The following is a 17,555-nucleotide window of genomic DNA, read 5'->3' as shown; positions in this document are numbered from 1 at the left end:
TATCAATTCATTAACCTTTTTAAACTTACGCCTACTCTCAGCGCCTTTAACCCTTCTACACCTTGCAGCTCTTCGATGTCCAAGTATTCGAGATCATTGTTCAGCAAGCCTGTCTTTTGCAATTTCTTGATATAACCAATATATTCACTTGCTTCTGCAGTATTAAAATACACAATTGCAATCTTACCAGGAAGCGTAAGGCGTTCTTCAGTATCTTTAATATGCGCTTTATCGATCCGTTTCTTTACCATCTGATAGCGGATGTTATAACTTCCTTCTACGTCAAAACGCTGTTCATCTATCCTAAAGCTAACATCGATAGGCTTATCATAAACAAAAATCAACTGCGTCGTCTCCAAGGGCAGAGAAAAATACGGTCCAAGGTTATTCGTCGTCTGCGCAATTTCGGCCATTACTCTCAGTTGTTTCAATCTGAACTCACTGACCAATGCCGTGGTAAAAGATATTTTCGGGGCAATTGACTGTCCCAGATAAATATCAAATTCTACCCCATCTGTCCTGAACTTCTCAAAATAATGAGGATACACATTCTGCAATTCCGCATCAAACTCGTCGAGGTGCCGCGTGACAGCAAGATTGATCATCTGCATGCTCTTCTCATATTTTTCCCGGTTCTCGTAGATTTTGCCATTTATCCCAGTAAGCATAAAATAGTGATCAATGATGGCAACCAATTCAGGATGGCTAATTTTCAACTGCTCCAGAGCTGTTGGAATTTGTCTTTGCAGGTAATCTTCTGTTTTTAAAATCTCCCTGTCGGATAGTTCTTCCAGATTTTTAAAATTCCAGATCGTTTCTTCATGTGGAATTTCATTTTCCTTACAAAGCGTAATGGTGCTCTTGATCGTTTTAATCGTTGATTCTAAAATTTCGAAGTGCAAATAAAGATCCCGCCGAATTGCCGAATTTCTTTGGATACTTGAATTCCTGATGTCAATAGCACCATAAAAAGGGTAAACATTTCTAAAAAAGATAGATTCTACTGGCAAATTTCGGTCGCGCGCACCTGAACGCAGGTAATTATAAGCTGCTTCGTGAAAACGCCATTGTACTGCAGGTTGCAGGGCAGTAAATTTAACCGTAATAATATCTTGTATATCATTATTAAAATCAATGATGATATTTTGAAAAAGCTGGGCAAGTAAGGGGAAAGCCGCCTCAATCTTTGTCAGGGTGTTGCCGTTGAACAATGTTGAATCCCGTGTGTAAAGTTCCAGGCAGCCTACCAGTTTCGCATTGTAGTACAATGGAAATAGTGCATAGGACTTCACTCCAACGTGACCAAGCAAAGTCAGCATGGGATATTTACCACGCTCTTCATCGGAGATATCAGGAAATATGAGGGTACGTGGACTGGAAATATATTCTTCGATCAGGTCTCTGTAATCAGCATCATCCATATCGTGTTCCTTAGCCAGCTGAATCAAAATACTTGTAAAACCCGATTGTTCATCAACCTGCAACTTTCCGTTAAGTTTGATGTAAGGAACCAACCCGAAGTCAACCTGATCAGTTCCCACCAAAGTCTTCAATGAGTTAAAAATCTCTCTGGTATATTGTCCCTTCTGTGATTCGCTATGCTCAATGATGATGTTTTTAATCGTTTCTAAAGCATATTCACCCGTCACGTCAGTCAAGGTCACGATGGATATTCCCTCAACCTTAAACAAACTCGGAGGAATGAGTTTCGAGAGTATTTTGAGTGTATTCCGCTCATCCTGGATATAATCCTTGACATCCTTCAGGTTATATTCCGGAAGCTTGGCATTGGTAGTGACTTCTAAAAAACGTGTATCTACATTTAACCTATAGTATTTCAACAAATGCGTATCCGGATCAATGACAGAATTGACTACAACCTGGTTTCCGGTTAAAGAAAAGTTGTAAAATCTTTCCAATACGAGGTTGTAAAAGGCAGTGAGCAGATTTTTTTCCATATCCTTTTTCGAAGGAAGGTTCAAATCCATTTTTACATTACTGCTGGTAGCATCCATCAGTATATTGTAAAACGCATTGGTGCCATAATGAAAACAGGGCGATATTGGCGTGCTGATCGCCCAATATTGCTGACTTTCGTCATGTATGATCGGTGACAATGAAGTATAGATCAATTCAAACAGCCCCGTATATTTACCTGCATCTTCAGATCGAATCGGCTCCTTCAACTCGGGATATTGACCAAATTGTTCCAGGATATATTTATAGAAATTGATTTTTGCTGTTTTTTCTGTTTTTGCGCGTTGCTCTACGTATTCAATAAATGGGCGCAGAGACAAATGGATTTCAGCACCTATATGGGTATCTTCTCCATTTCCGGAAAGTCTTCGGTTTAAATTTAGCGTTATGGCCTGCATCCTTCCTATTTATATTTAAACTTCAAGATGTTGCCTTCATTTACCTCGTCTCCTTCATTAGAAATGAAAAGATTTAACTGTTGATCGAAAGCGATGCCTTCCGGCTGATTGAAAGTAGAAGAATTCAGTTTATGTACCTCTTTAATTTTCCAGTTTGCATCGGTAATAACCAGTTGTTTATTTGCGGATGCCAGGATATACCATTCGCCAGTTCTGGGATTTTTGGTTAAGGCTGAGGGGCTTAAACTGGATTTGGCTTCGGCATTTACTACTTTGATCTGATTAAGGTCCAATTTAAACGAACCAGAAAGCATGATAGAATCCTGCCCCGCATTGTAATCCAGTACATATCCCGTCACCTGTTTGGTCTTTTTATCTATAGCACAAGACTTGCAAATCACGTACAATTGACTTTTCAATTCATCAGCATACAGCCCTTCATACTCCCCCTTTGGCAATACATGTTTGCTTATCTTAACGTTTTTAGATTCGGTTTTTGTCGTTTCTGACATCGGAAAAGCATAAATATGTCCGTTACTTTTAAGTACAAAAACCTGTTCTGCCATAATCGCCAACTCCTCATAATCTCCCTTCGCACCAAATTTCATGTTCTTTTGTTTTTTAACATCCCATGCCTGTCTGAACAGCTTACCATCTTCATCCTGTATGCTGTAAACGGTATCACTATTATGGTGGTAGAACGCTATGCCGGAGATTTCCAATAAACTGGAGGGCATAGTAAATTTATCTGGCTTACCAAAGTCATAACCTTCAGGACTGGTATATTTATTTTTGGGATTCTGACAGGAATATGCGCCAAAAAAGGACACAACAGCTACCAGCAAATAGAAAATCGTTAGGTAGATATATTTCATAAGCTGCGTTTTACTTTAAATGTTCCTGCAAAAATACATAAATAGATTTTTGCGCGTCATCATGTAGCTGTAAGTTAATGATTTTCATGACAATTCTTTTTAAATCCTCGTCATAAAGGGGAAAACAGACCTCAATCCGGCTGTAGATGTTGCGGTTCATCCAGTCTGCTGAACCCATGAATATTTCTGTATTTCCGCCATTGTCAAAGATAAAGATTCGACCATGTTCCAGGTAGCGGTCTACAATCCTGATCACACTAATTCGTTCACTTAAACCTTCCACACCCGGCACCAGACAACAAATTCCCCGGATGATCAGCTTGATTTCTACACCGGCACATGAAGCTTCATAAAGTTTATTGATCAATATCTGCTCTTCCAGATTATTGAGTTTTATTGTGATCCCAGATCTGATGCCCGCTTTTGCGTGATCTATTTCACGCTGAATAAGTTCCAGAAAACGATCCTGAAGGTTAAATTGGGCAACCAACAGGTACTTGAAATTAATCTGATCTTCGGCAGAGGGTGTCTTCTTACTTTTCTTCAAAAAACCAAACAACTGCTGAAGTTCCTCCAGCATGGGCTGGTGTGCAGTCAACAGAATTTGATCCGTATAGAATTTTGCTGTGGTTTCATTTAGATTTCCTGTGGCCAGTAAGCCCAGGTACGGGCTGATGCCTTCACCTTCCTTACGCCTGATCAGTGCTACTTTAGCATGTACTTTAAGACTAATACTACTGTAAACGATCTTCACTCCGGCTGCTTTCATCTTTTTTGCCCATTTGATGTTGTTAGCTTCATCAAATCTAGCCTTGAGCTCAACCATCACCACAACTCTCTTGCCATTTCTAGCTGCTGTAATTAACGCGCTAACAATTCTGGAACTGTTAGCTACTCGGTATAGGGTTGTGTAAATCTCTAGAACTTCAGGGTCATTTGCTGCCTCATTAAAAAAACGCAATATCGGATCATATTGCTGATAAGGAACGTTGATCAAAATGTCCCGTTTTTGTATTTCGGAAAAAAGTGTACTATCAGCCGCTATTTTGGGTGAAAGTATAGCTGGCCATTTTTCGTAACTAAAGGTAGAACCGGATAATGGGAAACCGCTCAAATCCTTTAAGTTATGATAAGTACCTCCTTCCACTACCGAAGCTTGCTGAAGATCCAAGGCATAGATCATACGATAAAGATTTCTTAAAGGAATCCCTGGTTCGTATAAAAACCTGGTAGCAAAACCAAAATCACGGGTTTCCAATTGACGTTCTAATGCCACCGAGATGTCTTCTTCTTTATCATCAATCTTTAATTCTGCATCTCTGGTAATCTTTAAATTATAGATACCTATAATACTATCATTTGGAAAGAGATAATTGACCTTATACTTAATAATATCCTCTAAAAAAACAACGTACTGTAATTCCTTGTATTGGATAGCATAAAAACGAGGAATGACATCAGATGGAATGTTGATCAGTTCCATGCGTTCAGTTCCTGCCCCGTCTTTAAGGATCACAACCTGATAAAGTTTGTTATTCTCAGCAAAAAAACCAGTCAGGTCATTATCTATACATTCGGAATGAATATAAGCCAATACCTCGGTAAAAAACAATTGGTTTACCTGCTCAGAAATCTCCAGAGGGATAGATTGTTTATAAATCCAATGAATGCCAGATGCTTCCAGCGCTGGTAAAATCTGTCCTGAAATAACCTCTCCAAACTGCTTTTGCTGCCTGTTGATCGCAACTTTAGCTTGTTCATAAATTGCACCCTCTCCCTGCCCCTCATGAAAATCATTAAGCGCCATCAATACAGGAATACGAACCCGATAAAACTCATCAAGATTTGAAGAGTAGATACTCAAAAACTTAATGCGCTCCAATATCGGTACTTGCTGACTGGCCGCCTCTAAAAGCACCCTTTCATTGAAGCTCAGCCAACTCAGATCTCTGTTAAAAAAAACAGCTGTTCTCATCATCAGTTACATGGTCACTACAGCGGCAGCCACAATGAACGATAATACCGCAGCCACGATACCGAACATAAAGACATTGTATGCAATACGCAGCAGACGGTATTTACGTCCCAATACTACACCCTGAGAATACACATCTTTGATCAGACTGCCATAAAGGAAATCTCTGTCGTCCATTAACTGATTCATTCCATGCTCATAGTCGGGAAGACTCATCCTGTAAAAATTACCGAAAAACAGCAAATTCACACGCTTGGCCTTGATATCATCCTGACTAAATATACCTTCTGGAATTGAAGGCCTCGTTGCAAGTATAGAAAACACCATTGTTACCACACAAATGATCAGTAATAATAAGGTCGGGATGATTAGATGAGGGTTGTCCTCCAACTTGCGCAGTAGTAAGCTCAATATCACAGAAAGAATAATAGAATTCGTGGAGATCATAATGTGCGCTTTGTTGTCGGCCATATCACTCAGTCGCTGGTGATTTGTAGAGGTGATCCTGAACATCGTCTCTACTCCGCGCTCTGGCCGGTCGCTTTTCTTCTTTTTTTCAGCCTTAGCCGGTACTGTTGCCGAATTCTCTATGATTTCCAATTTATTTTTTGGTTTGATTTGTTTATTCTCCATTTCAGCGAGATTGTGCGCCTTTTTTTCGCCGAGTAATTCCTGACAATATGCAGTATGATAATGATGAGCTTTAAATAGCGCAATGGTCTTTGCACGCCAGAGGCCTTTATCTATTTTATGCCCCACAAAGGCTTCGGCTTCTTTCCTCATCAGCCTGTTCTTTTCTTTGAAGCTGTCACTTCCTAGGTGAAAAAGATCTGCATCACACATGATCTGCTGTAGAAGACCCACTGGCTGTTGCGGCATTCGAGTAGCCATAATACAGCCTTTAACTTTCTCAATGATTTCTGGAGAGACCCCCTCTTTCTGGAGAAAAGCGGCGGCCAGGCTTACGCCTTTGGCTTCATGCGCATTGCAGTCTTCGAAATAGCCCAGGTCATGAAACCAGGCGGCGGCAACAACTACAAAAAAGTCTTCATCAGCCAGCTGATAATGATTGGCTATCCTGACCGCATTCTCTACCACATGCTCAGTATGGTCCAAATTATGATATGTAAACCTACCGTCTTTGTTGGAATGAAAGAGGTTTGCCACATGGGCACGAAGTTTTTCTAATATTTCGCGGTGCTGCATCTGCTCACATTGTTTTATTGCATAAATATCAGTGTTTTTATTGAATAAGCCTACCGGCCTGTGTCAAAAAATGTTTTAAATGTATTTGATGAAAAATTAAGCTTACATTGTGAAGATCTCAAATCCCGATTCAACTTCCGGGAGCAAAATGAACAACATGACTACAAACGAAATTGCGCAACAAGCTAAGGCTTTTTTATATGAGCTGAATGATGCCAGGTACGAATACAGTTTTTCCACTAATGAAACCTGGAGCTACAGTCAATGCAATCCAAAAGAAAAACTGATTTTGGAAAACAAATATTACCCTGTGTTTTTCAAAAAACTTGAGGCCTCTGATGTTCAAGCCTTTCATCAAGTACTAAACAAAGAAAAGCACGCCCTTTCACAAAGTGACGACGCAGTTACTGAAGAAGTAAATTCGAAGGGCCGGATTTACATCGCAGCATACTGCCTTAGCAAGCTAAAATAGTTTTCAGGAAAATCCCTCCCCACCCTTTCGAGTCCTACAACCATTGATGATAAAAAGTGATGTATATCACTTTTAGTATTGACTCCTGTCATGGTTAGATCTTGCCTTTAAACTCAACTTTGAGCCAATTGATTTGACCATGTTAGTAGAAAAAACCATTGACAACAAAACCTTGTGCTACCATTGTGGGGATACCCTACCACAACTCCCCTATCACCTGGAAGACAAAAGTTTCTGCTGCCTGGGCTGTCAGGGGGTTTACAAAATCTTGTCGGAAAACAACCTATGTAACTATTACGACTATAATGAGGTGCCTGGACAGACACAGAAACAGCCTGTTGGGTATTTCGATTACCTGGATGAGCCAACTATCGTGGCTGACCTGGTTGATTATATAGATGAAAACAATACCGTAGTCACCTTATACATCCCAGCGATCCATTGCAGTTCCTGCATATGGTTACTAGAAAATCTTCATCGCATCAATCCAGCCATACGCAATTCGAGGATAGATTTCCTTAAAAAAACAGTTAACCTCAGTTTCAAAAACAAAGAACTGTCCCTGCGTCATGTCGTTGAAATACTGGCTTCGGTAGGCTACGAGCCCCTGATCAGTCTTCAGGATGTCGTAAAAAAACAACAATCCGACCGTTCTGAAAGGAAGCTTGTAGGTAAAATAGCGGTTGCCGGCTTTTGCTTTGGAAATGTGATGCTGCTTAGCTTTCCCGACTATTTTGGATTATCCAAATTGGAATCCGAGTTCCGCATGTTCTTTGGTTGGTTAAATATCGCATTTTCTATACCAGTGGTGTTCTATAGTGGAAGGGACTATTTTAGTTCCGCTTACAAAAACCTCAAAAACAAGGTGCTCAACCTGGATTTCCCGCTTGCATTAGGAATAGCCGTGATGTTCATACGCACGTTAACTGAGGTGATAGCCGATACAGGGGCAGGTTTCGCAGATACTTTATGCGGGCTTGTATTTTTCCTTTTGGTAGGCAAGTGGATGCAGCAACGTACCTACCACCACCTTTCCTTTGAACGGGATTACCGTTCCTATTTTCCGGTAGCAGTAACGGTGGTACTCGAGGACAAAACAAAAACAGTTCCCCTAGCAGAGCTCGTTCAAGGCCAACGCATTCTAATCCGCAATAATGAGATTATTCCTGCGGATGCGATCTTGCTCAAAGGGGAAGCTGAGGTCGACTTCAGTTTTGTGACTGGCGAATCCCTTCCAGTCAGGAAAACATTGGGTGAAATTGTCTATGCCGGGGGCCGCCAGCTAGCAGGAGCCATTGAACTGGAAGTCATAAAACCAGTTTCCCAAAGCTACCTGACCAGTCTCTGGAATAATGAGGCCTTTTTTACAAAAAAAGGCAAAATCAATACTTTCAGCGATACAGCAAGCAAATATTTTAGCATCCTACTCCTTAGTATAGCCTTTGGTTCCGGTCTCTTTTGGTGGAGTACGCAAAATGACGGCGGCAAAGCAGTGGCCTCATTTACCGCGGTATTGATCATTGCATGCCCTTGCGCACTGGCCTTAAGCTCTCCTTTTACCCTTGCCGCTGTGCTGAGTATATTCGATAAGAATAAATTCTATTTAAAGAGCACAGCGGTGGTAGAAGAACTGGCCCGCATCAACACCTTTGTCTTCGACAAAACAGGCACCATTACCAATCCCGATATAGAAAGCATTCGCTTTATTGGAACCATTAATGATGCTCAATACCAAATGGTACATGACCTTGCCTGTAACTCAGGACATCCCCTAAGCCGGGAATTGGTGAAACTAATTAATCTGAAAAAGATATATCCTACGGATAGTTACGCAGAAAAAACAGGACGAGGAATCAGTGGAAGAGTCAATGGTCATGAAGTGAAATTGGGAAGTTCCGCTTTCATTGGCCTCCCGCTGGTGAACTCTCCTATGAATAGCGTGGTACATGTAATGATCAACGGAACTTATCTTGGTCATTTCTCGTTCAGTCAGCAATGGAGATCAGGCTTTAAAGACCTGATCCTCAAACTCGGTAAAACCTCAGACCTACATCTGTTGTCTGGAGACCACAGTCAGGACAGACAGGCATTGGTACCATTCTTCCCCCGTACACAACAGATGCATTTCCAGCAAAGTCCTCATGACAAACTCAATTATGTCATGAGACTTCAGGCAGCAGGCAGAAAAATCATGATGCTTGGCGATGGACTCAATGATGCCGGTGCGTTAAGACAAAGTAACGTAGGGGTAGCAGTCACCGATAATATTAATAATTTCTCACCTGACTGCGATGCCATTCTTGACGGTGCAGCGTTCCAGAAACTGCCCCTCTTTTTACAACAAGCTAAAGATGCTGTGACAGTTATACACATGAGCTTTATCATTTCATTAACCTATAATGCAGTTGGACTCTATTTCGCTGTTCAGGGCTTGCTTTCTCCACTCATCGCAGCAGTACTGATGCCTTTAAGCACGGTTACAATCATCTTGTTCACCAGTATTGCCACCAGGATATACGCACACAAAAACAAATTATTATGAATATGATCTATCTTCTCATCGGCTGCAGTATCCTACTGGCACTGGTATTTTTAGCTGCCTTTTTCTGGGCCAGCAAAACAGGTCAGCATGACGATACCTATACTCCTTCCGTTCGGATACTTTTCGATGAAGAGCCAGCTGAGGCAGAAAAAACCAACGCAAAATAAAGCACACAACATTACACCACAAATATTTTTTACCATGACTGAAAAATTTTACTACGACAATAAGATCGTCAGGAACTTTGCCATCGCTACCATCGTCTGGGGCATCATCGGCATGACGGTTGGCCTACTGGTCGCGATGCAGCTGATCAAGCCCGCATTAAACATGGGTTCTCAATATACCACTTTCGGCCGGATCAGGCCATTGCATACCAATGCGGTTATCTTTGCATTTGTCGGCAACGCCATTTTCATGGGGGTTTACTATTCACTACAGCGACTGCTCAAGGCAAGGATGTTTAGTGACATACTCAGCAAAATTCATTTCTGGGGTTGGCAGCTCATTATCGTTTCTGCCGTGATTACGCTTCCACTGGGGCTATCTTCTTCCCATGAATATGCCGAATTAGAATGGCCTATAGACATCGCCATTACGTTGATCTGGGTGGTATTTGGTGTAAACATGTTTGGTACGATCATCAAGAGAAGAGAACAGCATATGTATGTAGCCATTTGGTTTTACATCGCTACCTTCGTCACAGTAGCCGTGCTACATGTTGTAAATTCTTTTCAACTTCCGATCTCTGCATTTAAAAGTTATTATTTATATGCCGGGGTACAAGACGCACTGGTACAATGGTGGTATGGGCATAATGCCGTCGCATTTTTTCTCACAACACCGTATCTGGGGATGATGTATTACTTCCTTCCAAAAATGGCAGGACGCCCGGTTTATTCTTACAAACTCAGCATTCTTCACTTTTGGTCACTTATTTTCATTTACATCTGGGCTGGCCCCCACCATCTGCTCTATACGTCACTTCCAGGATGGGCACAATCGCTTGGGGTTGCATTTTCCATCATGCTAATTGCACCAAGCTGGGGTGGAATGATTAATGGACTGCTCACCCTTAGGGGAGCCTGGGACAAAGTCAGGGAAGATGCGACACTTAAATTTATGGTTGTGGGCCTTACCGCCTATGGCATGGCTACTTTTGAAGGCCCTATGCTGGCATTGAAGCAGATCAACGCCATCGCACACTATACTGATTGGATTGTGGCTCACGTCCATGTCGGTGCATTGGGTTGGAACGGCTTTCTTACTTTTGGAATCCTGTATTGGTTAATCCCAAGAATATATCGCACAGAACTATGGTCTAAAAAACTAGCGGCCTTCCATTTTTGGATTGGCACATTGGGCATCATTTTCTATGCAGTTCCTTTATATTTCGCTGGCTTTACCCAAGGCTTGATGTGGAAAGAATTCACGGAAGAAGGAATGCTAAAATATCCAAACTTCCTGGAGACTGTATTGCAGATCATTCCAATGTACATCCTCAGGGCAATTGGCGGTGCGTTATATCTCACTGGTGTAATTGCAATGACCTTCAATTTAATAAAAACAGTTAAAACTGGTAAACTGCTGGCAAATGAGCCCGCCGAAGGTCAGGCCCTCGCCATAGATTATAAAGCACAGGGATCTGATAAAAAACTACACAGGGTACTGGAACGTAAGCCTATGGTATTCCTTGTGCTTTCCCTGGTCGTTATCCTGATCGGTGGAATGATTGAGATGATGCCAACATTCACCATCAAATCTAACATTCCAACCATTGCGAGTGTAAAACCTTATTCTCCACTGGAACTACAGGGCCGCGACCTCTACATCCGCGAAGGGTGTGTGAACTGTCACTCTCAAATGATCCGTCCATTTCGTTCAGAAACAGAGCGATATGGAGAATATAGTAAAGCCGGCGAATTCGTATATGATCATCCATTCCTTTGGGGCTCCAAACGTACCGGTCCTGACCTGGCACGCGAAGGAGGCAAATATGGAAATGTATGGCATTTCAATCACTTATTGGATCCTCAGACCATGTCGCCGGGCAGCATTATGCCTCCATACGAATGGCTCATCAGTCAACAACTGGACACGACAACGACAATAGCGAAGATCAATGCGATGCGGACCCTAGGTGTACCTTACCAGCCGGGTTATGAGCATGAGGCCAATAAAGATCTGGATAAACAGGCAAAGGCAATTGCGACGGATCTGGATAAGAATAATGTAAAGGTAGGAAGTGACAAGGAGATCATTGCCATCATCGCTTATCTCCAGAGATTAGGAACAGACATCAAAGCTAAATAACACATAAATCAACAGAACATGTTTAAGCAATTTTTAGATCAGGTAAGCGGCAATCAGATTTACCTCATCACCTCCCTGGGAATATTTATGCTGTTCTTCATCATGGTGGCTATCCTGCTACTTACAATGAAGAAAGATGAAGTAAAATACATGAGTGAACTACCCTTAAATGACGAAACGAAATGACTGACCTACTAATTTGGGCATTGTTATTCACTGCCATACTCGTCCTGGTTGTTTCAGTACTGGTATTAAAAGTGATCAAAATATTTGTGCAGCACAGCCTTGGATCCAACATTGTTGACCCCAAAGTAATCAACATACATTCCCTGGAGCAACAGGGCGAGGAGAAAGCTAACAAAATTTCGCTCTGGAACCGGATTATGGGCTTAAGACCTATCTCGGAGGAAAAAGATCTGGTTATGGAGCATGAGTTTGACGGTATCACTGAACTTGATAATCCCACTCCAGCCTGGTTTATGGTCCTTTTTTACGGAACCATGATCTTCGCGGCAGTATACATGTTCAGTTATCATGTGATGGACTGGGGCAAATTGCAGGAACAGGAGTATGCCGATGAACTGAGGCAGGCCGAAGAGGATAAGATCGCATTACTGATGAAACCCGGTAATAAAGCCAATAAAATTAACGAAAATAACGTAGAACAATCTACAGATCCTGCTGTCCTGAGTGCAGGCGGAGCATTATTTAAAAATGCTTGTGCTGCATGCCATGGTGAAAATGGGCAAGGGCTGGTTGGGCCAAACCTAACTGATGAATTTTGGCTTCATGGAGGAACAATTAAGGATATATTCAAGACCATCAAATATGGTGTACCTGAAAAAGGTATGATATCATGGGAGAAAACCATGAATGCCAAGCAGATCTCACAGATCGCCAGTTACATATTATCGATACAGGGAACCCATCCCGCTGGTGCAAAAGCACCGCAGGGTACAAAACTTTAGCATGTCACAAAGTCCGGCAGATTTCAGAACGCAGCTCTCTACACTTACTGAGGATGGGAAAAGTCGCAAATGGCTTTACCCCCGAGTCGTCAAAGGAAAATTGCATGCTTACAGAAGCCGGATCAGCTATTTCTTCCTCATCTTGCTGTTCACCGCTCCTTTCATCAAATTGAATGGTGAACAGCTGATTTTGCTCAATGTTTTGGAAAGGAAATTTGTTGCTTTCGGGATCATTTTCTGGCCACAGGATTTCTACTTGTTTGTACTCGCGCTCCTGACCTTCATTGTATTTATTGTACTTTTCACCGTAGTATTTGGCCGTGCATTTTGCGGCTGGGCATGTCCGCAAACCATTTTCATGGAAATGGTTTTCCGAAAAATCGAGATTTGGATAGAAGGCGATCAACTGAAACGTAGGAAACTGGATGAGGCTCCGCTAAGCATCGATAAAGTCTTAAAAAAAACAACGAAACATGCCCTGTATCTGATAATATCTTTTGGTATTGCCAATATATTTCTGGCTTATGTCATTGGGTCAACCGAACTCATCCGGATCATTACAGAGCCTTTAACCCAGCATTTATCCGGTTTCATTTCGATCAGCATTTTCACATTAGTATTTTACCTCGTGTTTTCACGCATGAGGGAACTGGTATGCACCGTGGTTTGTCCTTATGGACGACTGCAGGGTGTTCTCCTCGACAACCAAAGTATCATAGTAGCTTACGACTATGAACGTGGCGAACCGCGTTCAAAAAGGATAACAGGTGCTGAGAACATCAAGGGAGACTGCATTGACTGTAAGCTCTGCGTCGACGTATGTCCAACTGGCATAGACATCCGCAATGGCACGCAAATGGAATGTGTCAATTGTACCGCATGTATAGACGCCTGTGACATGGTAATGGAAAAAATCAACCGTCCAAGCAGATTGATTGGCTTCAAATCAGAAGAAGAGATCAGGGATAAAACAGGCTTTAAGCTAAATAGACGAATATATGCTTATTCTGGAGTATTGACATTACTTATCATTGTATTATCCTACTTACTCATTACACGTAACGACATTAAAACTACCATCCTTCGGGCAGGCGGAACGCTTTACCAATTGAGGGATAAAAACAAAACTGTCAGCAATTTATACAATGCGGAATTAATCAATAAAACAAGTAAATCCATCCGGTTCACTATCATCCCGGACGACCCTGATGCAGAGATCCAATACATCCAACCTCAGGACTCTATTGTTTACGGTGGAACCGCTAAACTTACTTTTTTTGTTGTGATGCCACAAAGGAGAATCAAGACCTACAAAAGTTCAATCAGCTTCCACGTGGTTTCTGAAGGTAAAACACTGGATTATTTCAAAACGACATTCATAGCACCACCTAATCTTTAAAAATATGAACTGGGGAACAAAATTAATTATAGGCATGGCCTTGTTCATGACATTTATAGTGGCTTTGGGCATATTAATGTTCAGGAGCAATACAGATGCGTTGGTTGATAACGACTATTATGAAAAAGGCATCCATTACAATGATGAATACGACAGTAAAGAACGGGTAAAAACTGACCTGGCCAAACCTCTTCTTGAGATCAACGGAGATGAGCTTCATTTAACCTTTACTTCTTCAGCTATTGGTAATTTAAAGTTGATGCGCTTGGACGACAAGAAGCTGGATAGAAATATCAAATTTGAAAGCAATGAGGATCATCAGGTAAGTATCCCAACTGGACTGCTCACTACAGGTCGCTGGAACCTCATTGTTCATTGGACAAGCGGAGGCAGAGATTACATTTATGAACAGGAGATCCATCTGAAATGAGTACAGATAAATTGGCTTTCATGATCGGCCTCTTGGGTAGTTTACATTGTATCGGCATGTGCGGCCCTCTTGCCTTTTCTGTACCAACATTAAAACCAGGTTGGTGGAACTTGATTTTCGACAAACTTATTTATCAACTCGGCCGCATCATCTCGTACTGTCTACTAGGTATTGTAATAGGTCTTGTAGGTCAACAAATTTGGTTAAGCGGGCTGCAACATGGCTTCAGTATTTTTAGTGGCCTCCTGATTATCGCAGCAGCATGCTCCCGCCTCTTCAAGAATTCTAATTTTGGCAAAAGTCCTTCATTTTTACTGAAGCCTTTCAACAGAATGTTGAGTTACGCATTGAAGCATAAAGCCAACCACCTGATTATAGGTATAGTAAATGGATTTCTCCCTTGCGGTTTCGTCTACCTTGCCTTGGTCGGCGCACTAAATACGGGCAGTGTGGAAACTGCGGTTTCTTATATGTTCTGGTTTGGCAGTGGAACCATACCTCTAATGCTCATCGCTACCTTGAGCATGAATTTTACAGGGCGGGGCTTCAGGAGAAGAATAAACAAATTTATACCCTTTATGATGCTTTGTCTGGGCCTCTGGTTTATATTAAGAGGATTGTCATTAGACATCCCTTATCTTAGTCCGGGGAATAGCGGAACAACAACCATATGTAAATAAATAATAAACTGAAAATCCGATCAGATGACAGATATAAAAAATACAACAGATATCCGATACCTTGTAGAAACATTCTACAACAAAGCCCTAAATGACGAGCTGATAGCCCCTCTCTTTCATGCTGCACAATTCTCATTGGATCAGCACATCCCAATAATGATCCGTTTCTGGGAAACGCTTCTTCTGGACGTAGTGACTTACAAAGGTAATCCAATGCTCAAGCACATCGAGATGAATAAGACCATTCCACTGAAGCCGGAGCATTTCGAACGATGGCTGCGTATATGGCGCGAAACGGTTAAAAGCAAATTTGCCGGATTCAATGCCCAACAAGCCATCAACCGGGCAGAGGGTATCGCCCGCTTGATGCAGTATAAAATGGAACAGTTTAACCAGCCACGCTAAACAATTGGTTTTCAGGCTGGCTATGATGTAATCTGGCATCTAATGCCATACAGATATTTCTAAGGAAACGCTTTCCAAGTAAGGTAACAGTCAATTTCTCCTCTGAAAGAATCACCAGACCATCCTGGGCCAGCCAGCGCATACGCTCCAATCCTTCAAAAAAGGAATTATTGCGTTCGCCCGGCATCCGCCATGTAGTTTGTCCCTGACACATGATATTGATGATGTGCTTACGGATCACCAGATCTTCTTCATGAAGAAGGTGACCTTTTACAACTGGCAATTGGCCCTTGCCTACCATATGGAGATACTCCTCTACTACTTTTACATTTTGAGCGAATGCGTTCCAGGTGTCACTAATCGCTGAAACACCCAAACCTATCATCAGCTTGCTGTATTGATGCGTATACCCCATAAAATTCCGGTGCAGGGTACCTTCCTTCTCAGCCTGAGATAAACTGTCCGTTTGGAGGGTAAAATGATCCATCCCTATCTCCGTATAACCTGCTTCTCTGAGTAGTTTCCTTCCCAGCTCGTACAGTTTTTGCTTTTCATCCGGACCAGGAAGATCAGCTTCGCTGAAATGGCGCTGTCCTTTTTTCACCCAGGGCACATGCGCGTAACTATAAAAAGCGATACGGTCTGGTCTCAACTTTAGCACTTCCATAACGGTGTTTCTAAGCCCCTCCATATGCTGCATGGGCAAGCCATAAATGAGGTCATAATTAATAGATGTATAGCCAACCGATCTGGCTAATTCTGTAATAAGCGCAACTTCTTCTACGCTTTGGATACGGTTTATAGCCCGCTGTACCTTTAAGTCAAAATCCTGAATCCCCAAACTCAATCTTTTGAAACCCAGTCCGAAAAGGCTTTTGAGGTGCAACCTGCTCGTATTTGAAGGATGGCCTTCAAAACTAAATTCGGCCTGTTCATGTTTGTCAGCGAGCAAAAATATTCCATCAATTAGTGTTTTTAGGTTCCTGGCACTAAAAAACGTAGGTGTACCGCCGCCAAGATGGATCTCTCTAATCAATGGCCTTTGTGAAAAAAGCCTGCAATACATTTCCCACTCCATAAGTACCGCTTCAATATAGGGTAATTCTACGCCATGATTTTTGGTGATGCGCGTATTGCAACCACAATAAGTACAGAGGCTCTCACAGAAAGGTAGATGGATATAAAGGCTAATGCCATCTTTCCCATTACTTGCTTTAAAGGTTTTTTGAACAGTTTTTTTCCATTTAAATCCATCAAAAGTATCTTGGTCCCAGTAAGGAACGGTTGGATAACTGGTGTATCGTGGTGCAGCTACGCTGTATTTATCGATCAGGTGCTCAGTGTTCATGTTTGACGGCATTAGGTACGGTACTATTTTCTTTCACTTTGTCGCAGGATCTCGAACATACACAGGCCATGCCGAGACATCTTCCCTCCTGCCATTTGTCCAGATTCTTGATCGTCTCTACTGCAAGCGTCATGGGCAATAAGTCTTCCTGCAATCCGTTCAGCATTTCCTGTGGTACACTGGCGATGCGGATTCCATATACGGCCGCTACATCCTGATCAATATGTTCAGCAGTAGCGGAACGGGTAGCAATATAGCGGATGCCGAGCTCGGCCAGTTTATTGATCACTGCAGCAGACACTTCATCTGCCTCAAACACGATCACAGCTTCTTTCCCTGACGCATATACAGCCGTCTCAATACTCAAGGCATTGGAAATAAGCGTAATTTCGTGTTTCTTCTGGTTGGCCTTCGCCAGCGGTTCCTTTTCAAACGATTTGATACTGTAGGCTACTGCTTTCATCTGTTTCTTTTTAGCTTTTCTATTTCTCAGGCATCGATTCATGAAACTCCATGAATACTGCCGAATTGATTCAAAAATAGCGTAGCTGGAACAGTTGTGGAATG

Annotated in this window: 16 protein-coding genes; 10 read left to right on the top strand and 6 right to left on the bottom strand. The window is 42.0% G+C overall.

What is annotated here, in order from left to right; genetic code table 11:
* Window positions 1-2 precede the first annotated feature (2 nt).
* Genes WAE59_RS13640 through WAE59_RS13625 form a run of 4 tightly spaced genes read right to left on the bottom strand, consistent with a single transcriptional unit; the run spans window position 3 to window position 6,431 of the window.
* Window positions 3-2,375, bottom strand: a complete 2,373-nt coding sequence (locus WAE59_RS13640; protein WP_337856522.1) for a GAF domain-containing protein — start codon at window positions 2,373-2,375, stop codon at window positions 3-5.
* A 5-nt stretch (window positions 2,376-2,380) separates the two neighbouring features.
* Window positions 2,381-3,250, bottom strand: a complete 870-nt coding sequence (locus WAE59_RS13635) for an SdiA-regulated domain-containing protein (RefSeq protein WP_337856521.1) — start codon at window positions 3,248-3,250, stop codon at window positions 2,381-2,383.
* A 10-nt stretch (window positions 3,251-3,260) separates the two neighbouring features.
* Window positions 3,261-5,228, bottom strand: coding sequence for a polyphosphate kinase 1 (gene ppk1 / locus WAE59_RS13630; RefSeq protein WP_337856520.1), 1,968 nt, complete (start codon window positions 5,226-5,228; stop codon window positions 3,261-3,263).
* A 3-nt stretch (window positions 5,229-5,231) separates the two neighbouring features.
* A complete protein-coding gene (locus tag WAE59_RS13625) occupies window positions 5,232-6,431 on the bottom strand; it encodes a Pycsar system effector family protein (protein WP_337856519.1) in 1,200 nt (399 codons plus the stop codon).
* Window positions 6,432-6,588: 157 nt separating this feature from the next.
* Between WAE59_RS13625 and WAE59_RS13620 the strand changes: the two genes are divergently transcribed.
* From WAE59_RS13620 to WAE59_RS13575, 10 genes are all read left to right on the top strand, one after another.
* Entirely contained in the window at window positions 6,589-6,903 is a 315-nt protein-coding gene (locus WAE59_RS13620; protein WP_337856518.1) for a hypothetical protein, read from the top strand.
* Between the two features lie 139 nt (window positions 6,904-7,042).
* Window positions 7,043-9,445 carry a heavy metal translocating P-type ATPase gene (locus WAE59_RS13615; RefSeq protein WP_337856517.1) on the top strand — a complete coding sequence of 801 codons (2,403 nt, stop codon included), beginning with the start codon at window positions 7,043-7,045 and terminating at the stop codon, window positions 9,443-9,445.
* A complete protein-coding gene (ccoS, locus tag WAE59_RS13610) occupies window positions 9,442-9,612 on the top strand; it encodes a cbb3-type cytochrome oxidase assembly protein CcoS (RefSeq protein WP_337856516.1) in 171 nt (56 codons plus the stop codon). The genes WAE59_RS13615 and ccoS overlap by 4 nt, the downstream gene beginning before the upstream one ends.
* Before the next feature lie 34 nt (window positions 9,613-9,646).
* The gene (ccoN, locus tag WAE59_RS13605) at window positions 9,647-11,758 is read left to right on the top strand and encodes a cytochrome-c oxidase, cbb3-type subunit I (RefSeq protein ID WP_337856515.1); all 2,112 of its coding nucleotides are present in this window, start codon (window positions 9,647-9,649) and stop codon (window positions 11,756-11,758) included.
* Between the two features lie 18 nt (window positions 11,759-11,776).
* Entirely contained in the window at window positions 11,777-11,944 is a 168-nt protein-coding gene (locus WAE59_RS13600; RefSeq protein WP_337856514.1) for a hypothetical protein, read from the top strand.
* The gene (locus WAE59_RS13595) at window positions 11,941-12,726 is read left to right on the top strand and encodes a cbb3-type cytochrome c oxidase N-terminal domain-containing protein (RefSeq protein ID WP_337856513.1); all 786 of its coding nucleotides are present in this window, start codon (window positions 11,941-11,943) and stop codon (window positions 12,724-12,726) included. Before WAE59_RS13600 ends, WAE59_RS13595 begins: the two co-directional genes overlap by 4 nt.
* Before the next feature lies 1 nt (window position 12,727).
* On the top strand, window positions 12,728-14,125 hold the full coding sequence (gene ccoG / locus WAE59_RS13590) for a cytochrome c oxidase accessory protein CcoG (protein ID WP_337856512.1): 1,398 nt from the start codon (window positions 12,728-12,730) through the stop codon (window positions 14,123-14,125).
* A 4-nt stretch (window positions 14,126-14,129) separates the two neighbouring features.
* Window positions 14,130-14,555, top strand: coding sequence for a FixH family protein (locus tag WAE59_RS13585; protein WP_337856511.1), 426 nt, complete (start codon window positions 14,130-14,132; stop codon window positions 14,553-14,555).
* On the top strand, window positions 14,552-15,235 hold the full coding sequence (locus WAE59_RS13580; RefSeq protein WP_337856510.1) for a sulfite exporter TauE/SafE family protein: 684 nt from the start codon (window positions 14,552-14,554) through the stop codon (window positions 15,233-15,235). Before WAE59_RS13585 ends, WAE59_RS13580 begins: the two co-directional genes overlap by 4 nt.
* Window positions 15,236-15,259: 24 nt before the next feature.
* Window positions 15,260-15,640: a group III truncated hemoglobin gene (locus WAE59_RS13575; protein ID WP_337856509.1), complete on the top strand. Its 381-nt coding sequence runs from the start codon at window positions 15,260-15,262 to the stop codon at window positions 15,638-15,640.
* Here the strand turns inward: WAE59_RS13575 and hemN are convergent.
* Both hemN and WAE59_RS13565 read right to left on the bottom strand, forming a co-directional pair.
* Window positions 15,624-16,988, bottom strand: coding sequence for an oxygen-independent coproporphyrinogen III oxidase (gene hemN, locus WAE59_RS13570; RefSeq protein ID WP_337856508.1), 1,365 nt, complete (start codon window positions 16,986-16,988; stop codon window positions 15,624-15,626). The two genes, WAE59_RS13575 and hemN, sit on opposite strands and share 17 nt — an antisense overlap.
* A complete protein-coding gene (locus WAE59_RS13565) occupies window positions 16,978-17,451 on the bottom strand; it encodes a lactate dehydrogenase (protein ID WP_337856507.1) in 474 nt (157 codons plus the stop codon). Before WAE59_RS13565 ends, hemN begins: the two co-directional genes overlap by 11 nt.
* Window positions 17,452-17,555: the final 104 nt, after the last annotated feature.

The organism is Pedobacter sp. GR22-6, assembly GCF_037402555.1.
In the GTDB taxonomy this organism is placed as follows: Bacteria; Bacteroidota; Bacteroidia; order Sphingobacteriales; family Sphingobacteriaceae; genus Pedobacter.
This window is presented reverse-complemented; position numbering and strand designations above follow the sequence as displayed.

Excerpts from the sequence above, each read along its gene's own strand:
- WAE59_RS13640 (WP_337856522.1), bottom strand. The coding sequence starts at position 2,375 with ATGCAGGCCATAACGCTAAATTTAAACCGAAGACTTTCCGGAAATGGA.
- WAE59_RS13635 (WP_337856521.1), bottom strand. The coding sequence starts at position 3,250 with ATGAAATATATCTACCTAACGATTTTCTATTTGCTGGTAGCTGTTGTG.
- ppk1 (WP_337856520.1), bottom strand. The coding sequence starts at position 5,228 with ATGATGAGAACAGCTGTTTTTTTTAACAGAGATCTGAGTTGGCTGAGC.
- WAE59_RS13625 (WP_337856519.1), bottom strand. The coding sequence starts at position 6,431 with ATGCAGCACCGCGAAATATTAGAAAAACTTCGTGCCCATGTGGCAAAC.
- WAE59_RS13620 (WP_337856518.1), top strand. The coding sequence starts at position 6,589 with ATGACTACAAACGAAATTGCGCAACAAGCTAAGGCTTTTTTATATGAG.
- WAE59_RS13615 (WP_337856517.1), top strand. The coding sequence starts at position 7,043 with ATGTTAGTAGAAAAAACCATTGACAACAAAACCTTGTGCTACCATTGT.
- ccoS (WP_337856516.1), top strand. The coding sequence starts at position 9,442 with ATGAATATGATCTATCTTCTCATCGGCTGCAGTATCCTACTGGCACTG.
- ccoN (WP_337856515.1), top strand. The coding sequence starts at position 9,647 with ATGACTGAAAAATTTTACTACGACAATAAGATCGTCAGGAACTTTGCC.
- WAE59_RS13600 (WP_337856514.1), top strand. The coding sequence starts at position 11,777 with ATGTTTAAGCAATTTTTAGATCAGGTAAGCGGCAATCAGATTTACCTC.
- WAE59_RS13595 (WP_337856513.1), top strand. The coding sequence starts at position 11,941 with ATGACTGACCTACTAATTTGGGCATTGTTATTCACTGCCATACTCGTC.
- ccoG (WP_337856512.1), top strand. The coding sequence starts at position 12,728 with ATGTCACAAAGTCCGGCAGATTTCAGAACGCAGCTCTCTACACTTACT.
- WAE59_RS13585 (WP_337856511.1), top strand. The coding sequence starts at position 14,130 with ATGAACTGGGGAACAAAATTAATTATAGGCATGGCCTTGTTCATGACA.
- WAE59_RS13580 (WP_337856510.1), top strand. The coding sequence starts at position 14,552 with ATGAGTACAGATAAATTGGCTTTCATGATCGGCCTCTTGGGTAGTTTA.
- WAE59_RS13575 (WP_337856509.1), top strand. The coding sequence starts at position 15,260 with ATGACAGATATAAAAAATACAACAGATATCCGATACCTTGTAGAAACA.
- hemN (WP_337856508.1), bottom strand. The coding sequence starts at position 16,988 with ATGAACACTGAGCACCTGATCGATAAATACAGCGTAGCTGCACCACGA.
- WAE59_RS13565 (WP_337856507.1), bottom strand. The coding sequence starts at position 17,451 with ATGAAAGCAGTAGCCTACAGTATCAAATCGTTTGAAAAGGAACCGCTG.